Below are 14,712 nucleotides of genomic sequence, written 5' to 3'. Positions count from 1 at the left end.
AGGGGCAGTGCACTTATGTTTGGACGGAAAATACCTCTTTTTAAGTTACTTGGTTTTCAGGTAAATATTGATCTGAGCTGGTTTATACTGTTTTTCCTTATTGTTTGGTCGCTTGCCGCGGGGTTGTTTCCTATTTGGGTGGCTGATCTGGCCCCTTCAACCTATTGGCTTATGGGGTTAGCGGGTGCGCTTGGATTATTTGTTTCAATTGTTCTTCATGAATTTATGCACTCCTTTGTTGCCCGGAGGTTTGGGCTGCCTATAAAAGGAATAACACTGTTTGTGTTTGGCGGTGTTGCGCAGATGGATGAAGAACCGCCCAGTGCAAAAGCTGAATTTTTCATGGCCATAGCTGGTCCTCTGACAAGTATTGTCCTTGGAGCGGTTTTTTACCTGATTTCCCTGCTTGGGGTGCAGGTGCCTCTTCCTCCCGCTGTTAGTGTTATTTTTGTCTATCTTGCGCTTATAAACATCATTTTGGCAATATTTAACCTTCTGCCTGCGTTTCCTCTTGATGGTGGAAGGGTGTTGCGCTCGGTATTGTGGTATTTCAAAGGCAACATTGTGTGGGCTACGCGAACAGCAGCACGTATTGGTGCCGTATTTGGTGGATTGTTAATCGCAGCTGGTTTCTTTTTTATGTTCGCGGGGAATCTTATTGGTGGTTTATGGTGGATTTTAATAGGCTTTTTCCTGTATAATGCCGCAAAAATGTCCTATCAGCAGTTAATGATGAAATCGCTTCTTGAGGGAGAGAAGGTGCGACGATTTATGAAACCTGAACCGGTGACGGTGAGGCCGGACATGACTATAGAGCGGTTGGTTAATGATTATATCTATCGATATCACTACAAAATGTTTCCTGTTGTAGAAAACGGGCATCTTGTTAGCTGTATCTCGACCCAGGAAATCAAAGAGCTCCCAAGGGAGCAGTGGACGCAAAAAACAGTAGCCGATATAGCCAAGTCCTGTTCTGCTGATTCGGTTGTTTCACCCGATGATGATGTTATAAAAGCCTTAAATACCATGAACAAAACCGATAAGAGTCGTCTTCTGGTGGTGAACTCCCAGGGCGATTTGCAGGGGGTTATTACGCTTAAGGATTTGATGAATTTCTTCTCCATGAAGCTGGATTTGGAACAGAAACAGTAAAATTGTACCATTGAAACCAAACACAATAAAAACAGGGGATAGTATGGAACACAGCGAACGGGTCAAAAAAACCATCGTGGATAAACTCGCTCTGGATTCCAGAGTTGATTCCTCAAACGTGATTGTTGAATTACGGGATGGAAAAGTAAGGTTGGGTGGAACCGTTCCGGACTATCATGCTAAAGAGGCCGCATATGAGGACGCGATTACTGCAGAAGATGTAAAAGAGGTGGAAAATGAAATCGTCGTGTTCCCTACTGCTGCTCCCCCTGTGCCCTCAGATATCCAACTGGCTACACGGGTTAAAAATATTCTTGAATGGAATGTAATTGTTGATCCTTCAGACATAGAGGTTGAAGTTGATGAGGGGGTTGTCACGCTGCGTGGTTCGGTATCTTCACTATGGAGAAAAAACAGAGCCCAGAGCCTGATTTCGGTTCTTAAGGGGGTACTTGGAGTGTCAAACAAACTGGTGGTCGTACCAACAGAAAACCACAGTGATATGGCTTTGGCCGACAGTGTAATAAGTGCCTTTGAAAGGGACCCTTCGATTAATCCGGAATCACTAACGGTAAAGGTAGAACATGGAGTGGTCACACTAAGGGGGGAGGTTCCTGCCTGGCCGGTAAAAAAGGAGGCGTTACGAATAGCATCACATACCGGCGGGGTATTAGAGGTAAATAATGAGATAAGAGTTGTACCGTAGGGATTTTAAACAAGCAACTAAAAAGGGGGACGTTTTGACAGAAAACAGACCGGTAGCGATTCCGATGGAGGATGCTACGCTCGAGGGTTTGCTTTCGATGCCGGTTGAGGGACAGGGTATGGTGATCTTTGCTCATGGAGCGGGCAGTGGCTTTAGGAGTCCCCGAAACGAATATGTTGCCCGGACACTTCGAAACAGGGGGTTGGGTACCTTGCTTTTCGATCTTCTGACTGAAGAGGAAGACATGGTTTACGAAAACCGTTTTGATACCACACTTATCACTGCCCGGTTGGTTAATGCTACCCGGTGGCTTCTTGATCAATCAGAAAATGGTGCAATGAAGGTAGGCTACTTTGGTGCAAGTACAGGGGCTGCTGCAGCTTTGATGGCCAGTGCCCGGTTGCCGCATATAGTTAAAGCGGTTGTGTCTCGGGGAGGGCGGCCGGATATGGCCCGTGCGGTATTATCGGAAGTACTTTCGCCCACACTGTTTATCGTTGGGGGACTGGATGAAATAGTGATAGACCTGAATCAAAAAGCGTTTGATAGAATTCAGGTGGAAAAGGATCTAAAGATTATCCCTGGGGCAACTCATTTGTTTGAGGAGCCGGGGAAGTTGGAAGAGGTGGCACGGGTTGCAGGAGAGTGGTTTAGTACTTACCTGCTTGCATGAGTAACACCGAAACCGCCTCTGAATTTGGTTTTGTTATTGCAGCACGAATGGGTATGGTTTTGGCCTTAAAAACAAAACGGAACATATCTTGCTAAGGTATAAGTAGTAGGAGAAGAAGATAGCGCTATTCCAACCTTAACCTTAAACTTGGGGAATTATGGATATTAAGTGGCAATCGACTCAGAAGTTAAGTTTCGTTGATAAGGAAATAGAAACAGCTTTCACCGAGTTGATTCATACCCCCTGGAGCAGGGGCTTAGAGGTGCTATGGCATCCTTCTTTAGATATGTATGAATCAGATGAGGCCTATGTAGTGCAGGCAGATTTACCCGGTTTAAAGCCCGATACAATCGGTCTTGAAGCGCAGGAGTATTCTGTTACTATCTGTGGAGAACGTAAGTTAAGTTTATCGGATAAATTCAATAAACAGGTGATTTATGAGCGCTCCACCGGGCGTTTTTGCAGAACCGTTTCTCTACCCGGCCCCATAGAGAGTGAAAAAGCAACGGTTTCCTATAAGGATGGGATCTATGAGGTAGTACTTCCCAAGAAAAGAGTTGAAGCTTCAAAGAGAGATGGAGGAGAGTGATGACAGGAATCGAGAAAGTATTGGAACTTAGACCCGAAGAAGCAGAACCTGAACGTGGATCATACAACCTGAATTTTGGTACTACCGATGATCTTGATGTACTGGATGAAATAATAGGGCAACCGCGTGCGCTTAAGGCGCTTGAGCTGGGATTGGGGATACGTGACAGTGGATACAATATCTATATGTCAGGTCTTAGTGGCAGTGGTAAAATGGCAATGGTTAAAGACGTATTAACAAAGCGTGTTGCGGATGAGGACATTCCCCCCGATTGGGTGTATGTAAATAATTTTGATCATGTGGACCATCCTTTGGCCATTGCTCTTAAACCGGGTAAAGGAATTGTATTTAGAAAAGAGATGGAAGAGTTTGTCGATCGGCTCAAAGAAGATATCCCCCGATCATTCAGGCAGGAAGATTTTAGCAAAGAAAAGCAGCGGCTCAGTATGCTATTTGAAAAGCGCAGTATGAAGGCGGTAGAAGAGTTGGAGCAGCTTGCTAATGAAAAAGATTTGTTTCTTCAGGAGATGCCTGACGGGCGATTGATGATGATACCTAAAGCTCCCGGGGAAAACAGGCCTATGAATCAGGAGGAATTTGAAAAACTGAATGAAGAGCAAAAAGAGGATGTCACCGAACGGCAGCAAAAAGTAGGTGAAAAGGCTTCAATGGTGATGAATTTTCGCCAGGATTTGGGACGTGAGCTTCGTGAAGAAGTTAAAAATATAGAGAAAAACTTCGCTCTTCGCATTATCGAACCAGAGATTAAAAATCTCAAAGAAAAATTTTCTGAACCTAAACTCTTACAATGGTTTGATCGTCTCAAGGAAGATATAGTTGATAGTCTTCATCGTTTTCAGGATAAGGAAAATTCTCAAAGACAGCAGATGGCTGCTATGATGGGGATGCCTCAGGGGGGTATGGAGGATACCTTTCAGGAATATAAAGTAAATGTAGTGGTTGATAACAGTCAGACAAAAGGAGCTCCCATTATAATAGAAGAGTCTCCTAACTATAAAAACCTCTTTGGTACGATTCATGGTTCATTCGATCGCTCCGGGCGTCTTATGACCGATTTTACCAACATAAAAGCAGGAAGCATTCTGAGGGCCAATGGCGGCTATCTGGTGATAAATCTTAAAGAGGCAATTCTTGAACCGCTGGTCTGGAAAGAGCTAAAAAGGACCATAAAGAGCGGTAATCTCGAGTATCATATGTACGATCCCTTTGGTGTCTTTGCAACCTCTTCACTAAAACCACAGCAGATACCGTTGGATGTAAAAATTATCGCGCTGGGAAGTCCGCTGCTTTACCATATTTTACAGATCTATGATGAAGACTTTAAAGAGATATTTAAAGTAAAAGCTGATTTTGCTTCCGATATTAAAAAAGATGATGACATCGGGGTGCAAATAGCCCGGTTTATAAAAAAGCAAAGTACTATCCATAAACATGTCCTGCCGTTTGATTCTGAGGCTGTGGGGGATATGGTAAGAATCGCCGCACGTATTGCAGGCGATAAGGATAAAATTACTGCTGAGCTTAGCAATCTCGCGGATTTGGTGATGGAGGCAAGTTACTGGGCTCGCCAGGATAATTCACAAACTGTTAACATGAATCATATACGTAAAGCTGAAGAAGAAAAGATATACCGTTCAAATCTCATTGCAGACAAGATTAAAGAGCTGATTGAAAATCAAACACTTTTAATTTCGGTGGATGGAGCCGTTACCGGTCAGGTCAATGGTCTTTCGGTTGTGCAGCTTGGGGATTATGCCTTTGGCAGGCCATCAAGAGTAACTGCTAGTGTGGGGGTCGGTACAGCCGGGCTTATAAATATTGAGCGTGAGAGCAGGCTAAGTGGTCAAAACTACGATAAGGCGATGCTTATCCTGGAGGGGTATCTGCGCAATAAGTACGCAAAGAGACACTCGCTTTCACTATCGGCAAGTATTACTATGGAGCAAAGTTACGGGATGATAGAGGGGGACAGCGCGTCGGTCGCGGAGCTGATTTGCCTCCTTAGTTCCCTTGCGGAGATTGAGATTCGTCAGGACATAGCGGTCACCGGATCGGTAAATCAGTGGGGACATGTTCAGGCCATTGGGGGCGTAACAGAGAAGATTGAGGGGTTTTACGATGTTTGCAACACTGTTGGGCTTACTGGTAACCAGGGGGTGTGTATACCTGCGGCAAATGTCAGAAATCTGGTCTTGCGACCCGATGTGGTTGATGCCATACGGGATGGAAAGTTCCATATATACGCCGTTAAAAATGTAAATGAAGCAATGGAGTTACTTGGAAAACTGCTGGCTGGAAATACCGATGAACAAAACACCTTTCACTGGCGTGTAGATAAGCGTCTGGTGGAGATGTTAAATATTTTAAAAGAGCAAAAAGCTCTCTTTTCAGAGCGGGAAGTCGCTCAGTATAATCTCTCACCAAACGGAAACAAAGATCCAAGACCGAGGTTTCCCGGTGATCAGAAAAAGGACTAAACAAATTGTGGGGGGCCTTCAGCAAAATCAGGGTAAAAGCGGTTTGGATCACAAAACCTGAATACTACGTTACTACCGCTTACTGTCCTGGTGTCAAGCAGAAGTTCCTGTTTTAGGGAACTTCTGTATTTTTGTGTTAAACCAGGTACTATAACCCGTTATACTTAACCTTAGCAGGGGAGCGTGCATATGCATGATCAATTCTTCGATCAGATAATAAGGGATCATGGTGAAATCAAAACACTGCTTTCTGAGATGCTGGACAGTTCAAACAGGTCAAAAAGAGGAGAGCTAAAAAATCTTTTTGAGGCAAAGTTTCTTCCCCACATGAGAGCAGAAGAGGCGGTGTTTTATCCTGCACTCAAGGAGATCCGCGATTCCAGAAATCTTGCGCTTGAGGCTATTGAGGAACATCATGCTGCAGAGCTGATATTAAATGAAGTATTAAATATTCGTCCTCAGAGTGAAGCATGGCTTCCCAAGTGCGAAGTTTTAAAGACGCTTATAGAGCACCACATAAGTGAAGAGGAAAGTCAAATTTTTAAAGTCGCACGAGAGCTTATAAGCGAAGAGCAGGCCGGTAAAATGCTTACTAATTTTGCTGAAGAGAAGATGTGGTATACAGGAAGAATCACGGGTGAGTTATAATTCACAATGCTCTGGTCGGGTACATGCTTTAGGAACCGCACAATGATGCCGGTTCCTAAAGTGATTTGGGGTAAAACAGGGTTGCTGTTGGGTGAGGTTACTAAAAAGAAGAGAAATATTTGTCAAAAAATTTAGGTGCATCGACTTCACTTGCCACCTGATGGGGGCTGTCCTCTTCATCTCTGGACCATCTGGTCATGGCTTCATAACCTTCATGGCCCTGAACAAGATTCACTTTCCCCTGTTCATATTCCAGGATATCATCATGAAATATCGACATCGCTGCCAGGGGGTCATGAAAGGTGATGTGGGGGTAATCGGTATAGTATTTGGAAAACTCCAGTACTGGCTCGAGGAGCTTTGAAGTGAAGCGTTTTTGAGCCTTGGGCAGATCCATTGTAGCTTTGAACGTGACATCCAGCCCTATAGAGCGGTGAAGGGTCACGGGGCTGTTATAGACAATGGATGTAGCAAAGGGGTCGCCGATTGCGTTCCACTCATACTGATAGTTTTTAAGTTCCGGGAGTTTGTAGTGAAATACCCCGCACATCAGTACCAGGCCTTTAAGGAGTCGGGGGATCTCCGGGTCGATAGAAAACAGAAGGCCGATATTGGTAAGGGGGGCAATTGAGAGGAGCACAATCTCACCGGGGTTTTCACGGATAGTGTCTCTCATAAACTGGATCGCTTTGCCATCGGGGAAGTTCTTTGCTGTGCGGTTTTTTAGGGCTGCTGCCTGCGGTGCGTCGCACTGATGTTGTTTTCCATACATCGGGGTAGCTGCACCGGGATAGATGGGAACATCTTTGTTGGCGATAGAGCAGAGTTGGTGGGCAAGCATCGCACGCTTCTGAGGTTCCCCGGTCACTGTCGTTACACCCATCAGTTCACAGCGTGGTTCGGCAAGAAGGTAACTTAGGGCTAATGCGTCATCTAAATCTGATCCAATATCTGTATCCAGTAAAACTTTTGTTTTTTTCATCAAGCTCCCACAAAAAGATAAACCCAACCTAAGGCGGGTGAAAAATAGAATAGGTTATAATTACACTTATTTTTCGATTGGGGTTATCAAAAATTGAAAATGGGTGGTAATTTTTGGGGGTAGAAGAGACAGGCTACGGGTCTGGGAAACAATTCTTCCCCTAGCAACCCTAAATACTTGACTCAACTAACCTTATTTATTACCTTAAAGAAGTACCTTCTCACAATCAGACAACCAATTAAACACAATCAAGGATAATGTATGTATAAGCTACTGGCATTCAAGCTGGCCCTTCTCTTCGTCATTTTTAGAGTTGAAGCAGAATTTGAGGTTGTTGATATCTTCTCCGGTGAAGCGCTGCAATCGGTGAAGGGTATGACGATAAACGATGGGCAGATTACCCTGCTTGGTACTTCAAAAGGAGATGAAGGGCCGGGGCTTAATGAGTTTCTGGAGCTTAAAGAGGTCGTACTTGAAGGAAACGGTGCGCCTTTTTGCAAAATTGTGCTCAGTGATAAGGAGGAAGAAAGTATTTCTCAGTTATTTGCTGATATAGAGGAGAATCATGTAGAAGGTGCTTTGGGAATCAGACAACTAAGATATTGGCAGGAAGACAAGGCTGATATGGATGTTGTTATTGGAAATATAGGATATGGTACCCATTTGGCCGGACATCTATTTGGTGCTGATAAGGTTTTTAAAGAAATGTTGATGGGAGAAAAACGATTTCCCGGTCGGTTTTTCAACAGACAATCCTCGTTTTTTCATTTTACCGAAAAAATACTGCATGAAGAGTATAGCAGGGTGTTTGCTGACACCATCACTCACAAACCCTTTTATACCCCTACCTTTAAAATTGTACCGAATACAGTTGTAAAGCGAATTTCAGAAGATACTGTTATAATTGAAAGTGTTGTTTATAAGACCGTTTTCTTTTTGGAAATAGAAGATAGGGCAATTGAAGAACGCTATAGCAGGGAACTCAATGAAAATATCAATCGTATTATACATCGTGTACCGGAACTCAAAAAGATCGACAAGCTTTTTCGTATCTACTATTTGCTCGAGTTTGCAGATCAGAAGGGGCAACTGCGGGAGAGTGCTACTATAAGCGCCTCTTATACACCACCTCTATCTTCAGTGCCATTGGGGACTGAAGGAATCAGGAAATTTGATATGATAGAAAGGCATGCTCCCAAAGCCCTTAATCCCGCGCATTTTGAATTTATACACATGGTAGTATCCGGAGGAATCAGTTTTTCTTTGGATAGGTGTGAGGTTGTTATCAGTGATGAGTGAAACTTCAGGCAGGATTCGGTGTTTTTTCGTGTAGCTGATACTCTAAAACTCTCACCGGTTCGATACCTGTAGGTGTAACCTTTACCTGTAATGGAATAATCTCAACTCCGTGTTCTATGGCAAGTCTAAGCTTCTCAGCATAGACCGGGTCGATAGAAAATGCCGGTGTAAAAAGTTTCACATCGCAACGTTGGATAATGTATAACATTACGGCTCTGAAACCACTAACTTTGGCCTTAATGAGGGTATCCAGATGTTTTTGTCCGCGCGTTGTCACCGCGTCCGGAAAGCGGGCGCACATACCATCCTTTAGAGTGACATTCTTCACTTCGATATAACATTTCTCTTCACTGTTTTGGGCAAATATGTCGAACCGGCTGTCATCAAATTTAACCTCTCTTACAACTTTTGTATAGCCCGATAACCGGGGAAGCAGATTGTTCCAAATAATCTCAAAAGCCAGCTTATTTGGATTAGCAGTGTTTATTCCTACCCAGTCTTCACCGATCTTTATCATCTCCCAGGTATAACGGGTTTTACGCTTAGGGTTCATACTGTCTGAAATGTACACTTCCGCGCCTTCTTCAAGACAGCTTTTCATTGAACCGGAGTTGGTGCAGTGGGCAGTGGTGATTGTACCATCATCGAGCCGCACATCGGCCAGAAAACGTTTGTAGCGTTTTATAAGATGGCCGTGAACTAAGGGGGGGTGAAAATTCATTTTGGTATACGTTTGTTGATAGTGTTAATAAATTAAATGAGTGATAAAAATACAATAAATTACAAAAACACGAAAGGGCACGAATAAGAGGGTGGGGAAAAGAGAACACGAAAGACCAGGATAGGAGAGGAAAAAAGGAAGAGTGGAGATTTGAAGGAGGAGAAGAGAGATTACGAAAATGGAGCTTATCTACCTGGCCCTTCGGGACCATAAAGTAATGTGGATGTCGAAATTCTGGAAACGGATGGTCGGAAGCTATGCTTCAATTGAAAATCTTGTTTCCGAAAAAAATGAACGAAGAAAACAACATTGAAAATCTATTTACACAAATTTCTTGACGCACCCTTCATTTATGTTTATGCCATTTCCTCAAGCTCTAATCGCGTAGCGTTGCCTCCCAAGCTCCCTTTTATATTCCTTCTTCTCTGCGTTTTCCCTTTACGCTCTCTGCGCCTTTGCGTTTAAATCCTTCTCTTTCATAACACAACTTGTTTTTCTTTACACACTTACCCGACGATGGGGGAGATTGCTGCTCAACGGCACTAAAAAAAGGCCGGCCCTATACAGGACCAGCCCCCTCACACACAACTACCACAAGAAGAAACTCTATTCTACCCGGGTCACCTAAAATTTTGTTCCGGCTACAGGGCTTTGTTCCAGCTTCTCTGTAACAGGGTTAAAATAAAACTATATTCATGTCTATGGCAGAGTAAAGATATATTTTATTTTTTTTTGCCATCAATAGAATCCCGAAAATATTTTAATTTTAACACACTTTAACAGGAGTGAATATATGGAATCATCACAACCACTTGTACCTATCAAAATGCCCCTTGCGGAACTTCTGCAACAGGCATGTGATATGCACAAAATTTGCTACTCCGACCTTGAAGCTGTTAAGAAGGTCGGGCTCGACATGTCGCTTGTTGACGCTATCCCTCAGCTTGTGTTAGATCTTTCCAAAGCTCACAGCGATTGGGTAAAGGTAAAAATTTATAGTGTTTATGAAGGTAAAGAGCTTAAAAAGTACATTGCTGAGATGTGTAAGTTTCGTACCGATCTCTCCCGATCCATACGGTTTGCCGTAAAGAAGGCCGGTAGTCAACTGAAAGTTCCCTACTATAAAACACGCAGTGGTCTTGAGGTGAGCCAGCACTTAAATGATCTGGCGGTGATGGGCAGAAACAGAAAGTGGATGCTTGAGAAGATAAATTTTGATATGTCGACTCTGGAAGAGGCTGTTCACCACTCCTTTAACCTTTCGGAGAAAATATTCTCACGAAGGCGTAACAAACCCATACACTCAAAAGAGCGCAAGGCGCGTGATGAGCTCTATTCGAAACTCTATAGAATAGTAGAGGAGATACGTATTTGCGGTAAGTTTGCCATGCGTCACTCAAGACGCAGAAAACTGTACGCGAACTCCTACTGGCGTCGTCCCAAACGGGGAAGACCACGGGGGTTTGCCTCGCCAAAGCCAAAGAAAAGAGGAAACGTTCAAACTGCCGCGCTAAAAGGTGTAAAACCCATGTACCAACCATCGGTTGTAACTAAAAGCACTAACCCCGGCCCGCCACCGGATAGTTAAGCACAACACAAACGTACTCTGTACCTACTAAACCACCTCTTTAAGCACCCTGTTTTTCAGGGATCACAGCACCCCTATACCCGTTTTTGCAAAATCTTTATAAGTGATGGGGTTATTTCACCCCAAAAAAGTATTCTCACCCAGTTTAGACCAATTCTTTTCCTCTACGAACCATTTATCAGTGCCTATGAACTAATTATTTAACTCTCTGAACCATTTCTTTGGCTCTATTTCCTGTTTCTCACCCACCCTGAAGCATTTCTTTATACACCGGAAAACCGGAACGGTCCCATGGAAGAGTGAAACGGGTGTCTGGAGGAGTAAAACGCACATCGGGAAGGTTAAAATCGCTATCGGGAACGTTGAAATCGACCCCGGTAAATGTCAAACCGTACTCGGGAAGGGTGAAACATGGGTGTGGAAGGGGTTATTTGGGATGCGGAAGGTTTCGTTGGGTGTGCGGAAAGGTTTCGTTGGGTGTGTGGAAAGGTTTCGTTGGGTGTGTGGAAAGGTTTCGTTGGGTGTGTGGAAAGGTTTCGTTGGGTGTGTGGAAAGGTTTCGTTGGGTGTGTGGAAAGGTTTGTGGAGCGTGCAGAAAGGTTTGTGGAGCGTGCAGAAAGGTTTGTCTTGGCCTCTTAAGCGCTGAAAGCGCGTGATACTATAGCCCGGGGTAAGCCAGTCTTCTGGCGCAACCCCGGGTGCAGGTGCCCAGGATTAACCAAAGCGCTGAAAGTGCGTAACATTCGTTGGAGAGTAAAAGATTAGGATCAAGAAAAAAGGGAATTTTATGGGGCTAAAGGCGATAGATTGGGTCACCCCCGGGCGTCAATGGTGAAAGCGTGAAGGGATCCGTTTGGGGGGACCCCTGGGCTATTATCGCGGGAGGAGGAGGAATTGGAGTAAATTTCCTGCTATATACTCATATCTTTTACATTGATCCATAATAGTAACGTACACGAGAAAAATCGATCGTTTGCTCTTGATCTTTTTCATAAGCGCTGAAGGCGCGTGATATAAAAGCCCGGGGTAAGCCAGTCTTCTGGCGCAGCCCCGGGTGCTGGTGCCCAGGAAGAACCCAAGCGCTGAAAGCGCGTAACATTCGTTGGAGAGTAAAAGATTAGGACAAAGAAAAAAGGGAATTTTATGGGGCTAAAGGCGATAGATTGGGTCACCCCCGGGCGTCAATGGTGAAAGCGTGAAAGGAACCGTTTGGGGGGACCCCTGGGCTACTATCGCGGGAGGAGGAGAAATTCTTGTCTCGCGGTCTTGTCGTTCCACATTTCTATATACACATATCTTTTACATTGATCCATAATAGTAAGGTACACGAGAAAAATCGATCGTTTGCTCTTGATCTTTTTCATAAGCGCTGAAGGCGAGTGATATTCTTTTGACCCCTCTTCTATCTTAACATGTAAAAAGACAGAAAAGAATGCACATGTCCGACATGTGTGAAGCATAAGTGATGTTTTACTAACATCCCTGTTGCAAATATATTTCATATTCCTTCTTTCAAGGGTTGTAAGATAGCCGACAAGGGAGTGTTTGGAACTACCGTGCATTATTCGTAAGTGGTACCATACCTTTAGAAAACTACAAACTCCCACACAACCCCATGCCCTTCACGCTTACATGCGGTAAGCAAGCCTCTTGGCGCCCCCGTGATGAACCATTCACTTGCCATCAGACCTTACTGGGGGGTGGCCACCTTCGCCTCGGGCGACACGTAATCTGAATTAAAAATTCAAAAAAGCGGTAAGTGTTTTTACAAATTATCTCTGTGCATGCTCGATTATCTGATCAAAAAAAGCAACCAGTGACACAAACAAATTATCACTCTCTACCCATTCACACTGAGCAAAGGCTGTGCGTATAAGACTGTACGCTTCATGGGCATCATTGATATCTTTAAAAAGCAATATCCATTCAGATTCCACCTCTCTAAAATGCCTTAAGGCAATACCGTTTGATGCGATTCTGAAAGGAGTAGGAATTCCTATCCAATCGACTACCTTGGCGTTTAAATCCACAGCTTCCTGAAAAAAGGATTTCCAGAAATGTAACTGATCGAGCGTTTTATCATAGGGGGACAGGTCACTGTTGGGGTTTAGCCACTGCAAATAGTCTACCTGCCCTGTATAGGTAACCTGAGTAGTGTTTTTCCGGCCTGTTGATCTGTCAAACATAAGAAACTGAACGTTTTTGTCGGGGAAACTGTAGTTAAATCTGGATTTTATCGCAGTAAAATATCCTTTTACCGCATAGTTTTCCCAGTAGCTGTGATGGGCAGGGAAGAGCACGGTAAGTATTCCATCATCATTATATTCGAATTTTAAAAACATATTTGGAGTGTGATTGAAAAAACCATAGCCACGTAACGAATCGATGTATAACGATAGTTCATCCAACTCTATGTTTTCATAGTAGACGTGGTTATTGTTTTCTAAATCATCAATTACCAACCCCTCCATTCTAATATCCTGTAAAGTTATATAAAAAATTGCGAGTAAGGCAACAACAAGGATAGATTCAATAGCCAAAAAGCGTTCAAAGTTAAGCAGGGGAGGCTTAAACACCTCCTCATCATCAGGGGTTACAGTTTGTTTACGGGGAATTATTTTACAAAAGATCGCAGCGGAGATAAACCCTAAAATATGAGCCCCTTCATCAGCATTAACTGAACTGCTATCCAACATTTCAAGTAGTGTAAGTACCAAATATAAACCCAAAATAACAGCGATAGTGCGAAGCCAGTCTTTTAAGGAGATGTTTTTCCTATCAAGAAAGTATGCAGCGCCCAATCCAAATACAGCACCTGATACTCCAAGTGTCTCTGTTTGCATAGGTAAAAAGATAACAGAAAGAGCAGAAGCAATGGTTGCAATCACAAATACCTGTATATATCGTTTCGCCCCAACACGCCTTTCGTACGCTGAAAGTAAACCGATGGCAGCGACATTGCTCAACAGATGCGTTTGATTCAAGTGGATAAACACATGGGTAATCGCCTGAATGAACCATCTCCCTGAAAGATATTTAATATTGTTCATGGATAAGCGACTACCTATACCATCATCCAAATAGATAAACTCAAAATTACTTGTGATCAGAAAGATGAATAGTAATACCAGTCCTAAAATGAGCGAAACTTTAATGGATGCGATATTTTCCCTCAGGCCTGGAATCGGCGTTTTTAAACTTTTGGGTTCAGGTTTATACAATGTTAAAACAGCAGTATAAATAACCGCGTAAAAAAGAAAGTATAACATTATGATACCTCACTTGGTGGTTGCAGACGCTCCAGTATCTCATCGGTAATAAAGAGGGGTTTAGATACCGACCGGTAGGGGGCTTTAAGAGTGAGCTTTCGGCCATTTTGGAAAAAGAAATGTAACCTGCAGTATTTGGCCATTTTGATGATGTTTATGCTGGCAATTTCCCGGTAGCTAAAGATGTCTGAAACTTCAACTTTTTCCAGAAAATTGATAAGATTAAAATGTATTGTGTCCTTGCAAACAGTAACAAGATACCGACGTGAATTGGTTGCCTGTGCATGGAAGAACCCAATCAATAACTGATCATTTTTAACTGTCCTGTTGATATGCTCTTTTATCATCTCTAATTTCATACTGTATCCGGCTTGTGGTGAAGAGTGGGTAAATATCCTGTAAAAATGAAAATAGATAACGGTCCTTTTGGGTACAACGATTAAACACGCACTCTTTTTTGGGGTATGCTAATTTGAACTTTGGAGGGTATATTCAATGCCTTGGTGATACTAAAGCATGGATATGAAAACTAAAGCCACCGCAACCAAACAGTTGCGGTGCAGAGGAATAAAAGCCGCATTCAATGCA

13 protein-coding genes are annotated in these 14,712 nt (G+C 43.4%); 8 read left to right on the top strand and 5 right to left on the bottom strand.

Annotated elements, in window-relative coordinates; all coding sequences use genetic code 11:
- Window positions 1–15 precede the first annotated feature (15 nt).
- The 6 genes from QA601_08670 (at window position 16) to QA601_08645 (ending at window position 6,266) form a co-directional block, all read left to right on the top strand.
- The gene (locus QA601_08670; GenBank protein MDG5815149.1) at window positions 16–1,152 is read left to right on the top strand and encodes a site-2 protease family protein; all 1,137 of its coding nucleotides are present in this window, start codon (window positions 16–18) and stop codon (window positions 1,150–1,152) included.
- 43 nt (window positions 1,153–1,195) lie between these two features.
- On the top strand, window positions 1,196–1,858 hold the full coding sequence (locus QA601_08665; protein MDG5815148.1) for a BON domain-containing protein: 663 nt from the start codon (window positions 1,196–1,198) through the stop codon (window positions 1,856–1,858).
- A 34-nt stretch (window positions 1,859–1,892) separates the two neighbouring features.
- Window positions 1,893–2,531, top strand: coding sequence for a dienelactone hydrolase family protein (locus tag QA601_08660; GenBank protein ID MDG5815147.1), 639 nt, complete (start codon window positions 1,893–1,895; stop codon window positions 2,529–2,531).
- A 157-nt stretch (window positions 2,532–2,688) separates the two neighbouring features.
- Complete coding sequence (locus tag QA601_08655) at window positions 2,689–3,120, top strand: Hsp20/alpha crystallin family protein (GenBank protein MDG5815146.1); 432 nt, start codon at window positions 2,689–2,691, stop codon at window positions 3,118–3,120.
- Window positions 3,120–5,618, top strand: coding sequence for an ATP-binding protein (locus QA601_08650; protein ID MDG5815145.1), 2,499 nt, complete (start codon window positions 3,120–3,122; stop codon window positions 5,616–5,618). The genes QA601_08655 and QA601_08650 overlap by 1 nt, the downstream gene beginning before the upstream one ends.
- A 189-nt stretch (window positions 5,619–5,807) precedes the next feature.
- Window positions 5,808–6,266 carry a hemerythrin domain-containing protein gene (locus QA601_08645; GenBank protein ID MDG5815144.1) on the top strand — a complete coding sequence of 153 codons (459 nt, stop codon included), beginning with the start codon at window positions 5,808–5,810 and terminating at the stop codon, window positions 6,264–6,266.
- A 100-nt stretch (window positions 6,267–6,366) separates the two neighbouring features.
- Here the strand turns inward: QA601_08645 and QA601_08640 are convergent, their stop codons facing one another.
- Window positions 6,367–7,248: a nucleoside hydrolase gene (locus QA601_08640; GenBank protein ID MDG5815143.1), complete on the bottom strand. Its 882-nt coding sequence runs from the start codon at window positions 7,246–7,248 to the stop codon at window positions 6,367–6,369.
- Between the two features lie 261 nt (window positions 7,249–7,509).
- Between QA601_08640 and QA601_08635 the strand changes: the two genes are divergently transcribed.
- On the top strand, window positions 7,510–8,547 hold the full coding sequence (locus QA601_08635) for a hypothetical protein (protein MDG5815142.1): 1,038 nt from the start codon (window positions 7,510–7,512) through the stop codon (window positions 8,545–8,547).
- A gap of 4 nt (window positions 8,548–8,551) precedes the next feature.
- Here QA601_08635 and sfsA read toward each other — a convergent pair whose 3' ends face one another.
- Window positions 8,552–9,268, bottom strand: a complete 717-nt coding sequence (gene sfsA, locus QA601_08630) for a DNA/RNA nuclease SfsA (protein ID MDG5815141.1) — start codon at window positions 9,266–9,268, stop codon at window positions 8,552–8,554.
- Window positions 9,269–10,061: 793 nt separating this feature from the next.
- On the opposite strand from sfsA, the gene QA601_08625 reads away from it, so the two are divergent.
- A complete protein-coding gene (locus QA601_08625) occupies window positions 10,062–10,856 on the top strand; it encodes a hypothetical protein (GenBank protein MDG5815140.1) in 795 nt (264 codons plus the stop codon).
- Window positions 10,857–11,097: 241 nt separating this feature from the next.
- On the opposite strand, the gene QA601_08620 is transcribed toward QA601_08625, so the two are convergent.
- The 3 genes from QA601_08620 to QA601_08610 form a co-directional block, all read right to left on the bottom strand.
- Window positions 11,098–11,244, bottom strand: coding sequence for a hypothetical protein (locus QA601_08620; GenBank protein MDG5815139.1), 147 nt, complete (start codon window positions 11,242–11,244; stop codon window positions 11,098–11,100).
- Between the two features lie 1,383 nt (window positions 11,245–12,627).
- Window positions 12,628–14,124: a rhomboid family intramembrane serine protease gene (locus tag QA601_08615; GenBank protein MDG5815138.1), complete on the bottom strand. Its 1,497-nt coding sequence runs from the start codon at window positions 14,122–14,124 to the stop codon at window positions 12,628–12,630.
- Window positions 14,124–14,483, bottom strand: a complete 360-nt coding sequence (locus tag QA601_08610; protein MDG5815137.1) for a hypothetical protein — start codon at window positions 14,481–14,483, stop codon at window positions 14,124–14,126. Before QA601_08610 ends, QA601_08615 begins: the two co-directional genes overlap by 1 nt.
- Between the last annotated feature and the right edge of the window lie 229 nt (window positions 14,484–14,712).

It is taken from the genome of Chitinispirillales bacterium ANBcel5 (genome assembly GCA_029688955.1).
GTDB classification, from domain to species: domain Bacteria; phylum Fibrobacterota; class Chitinivibrionia; order Chitinivibrionales; family Chitinispirillaceae; genus Cellulosispirillum; species Cellulosispirillum alkaliphilum.
The sequence above is the reverse complement of the archived record's forward strand: the minus strand, read 5'-3'. Positions and strand labels throughout refer to the sequence as shown.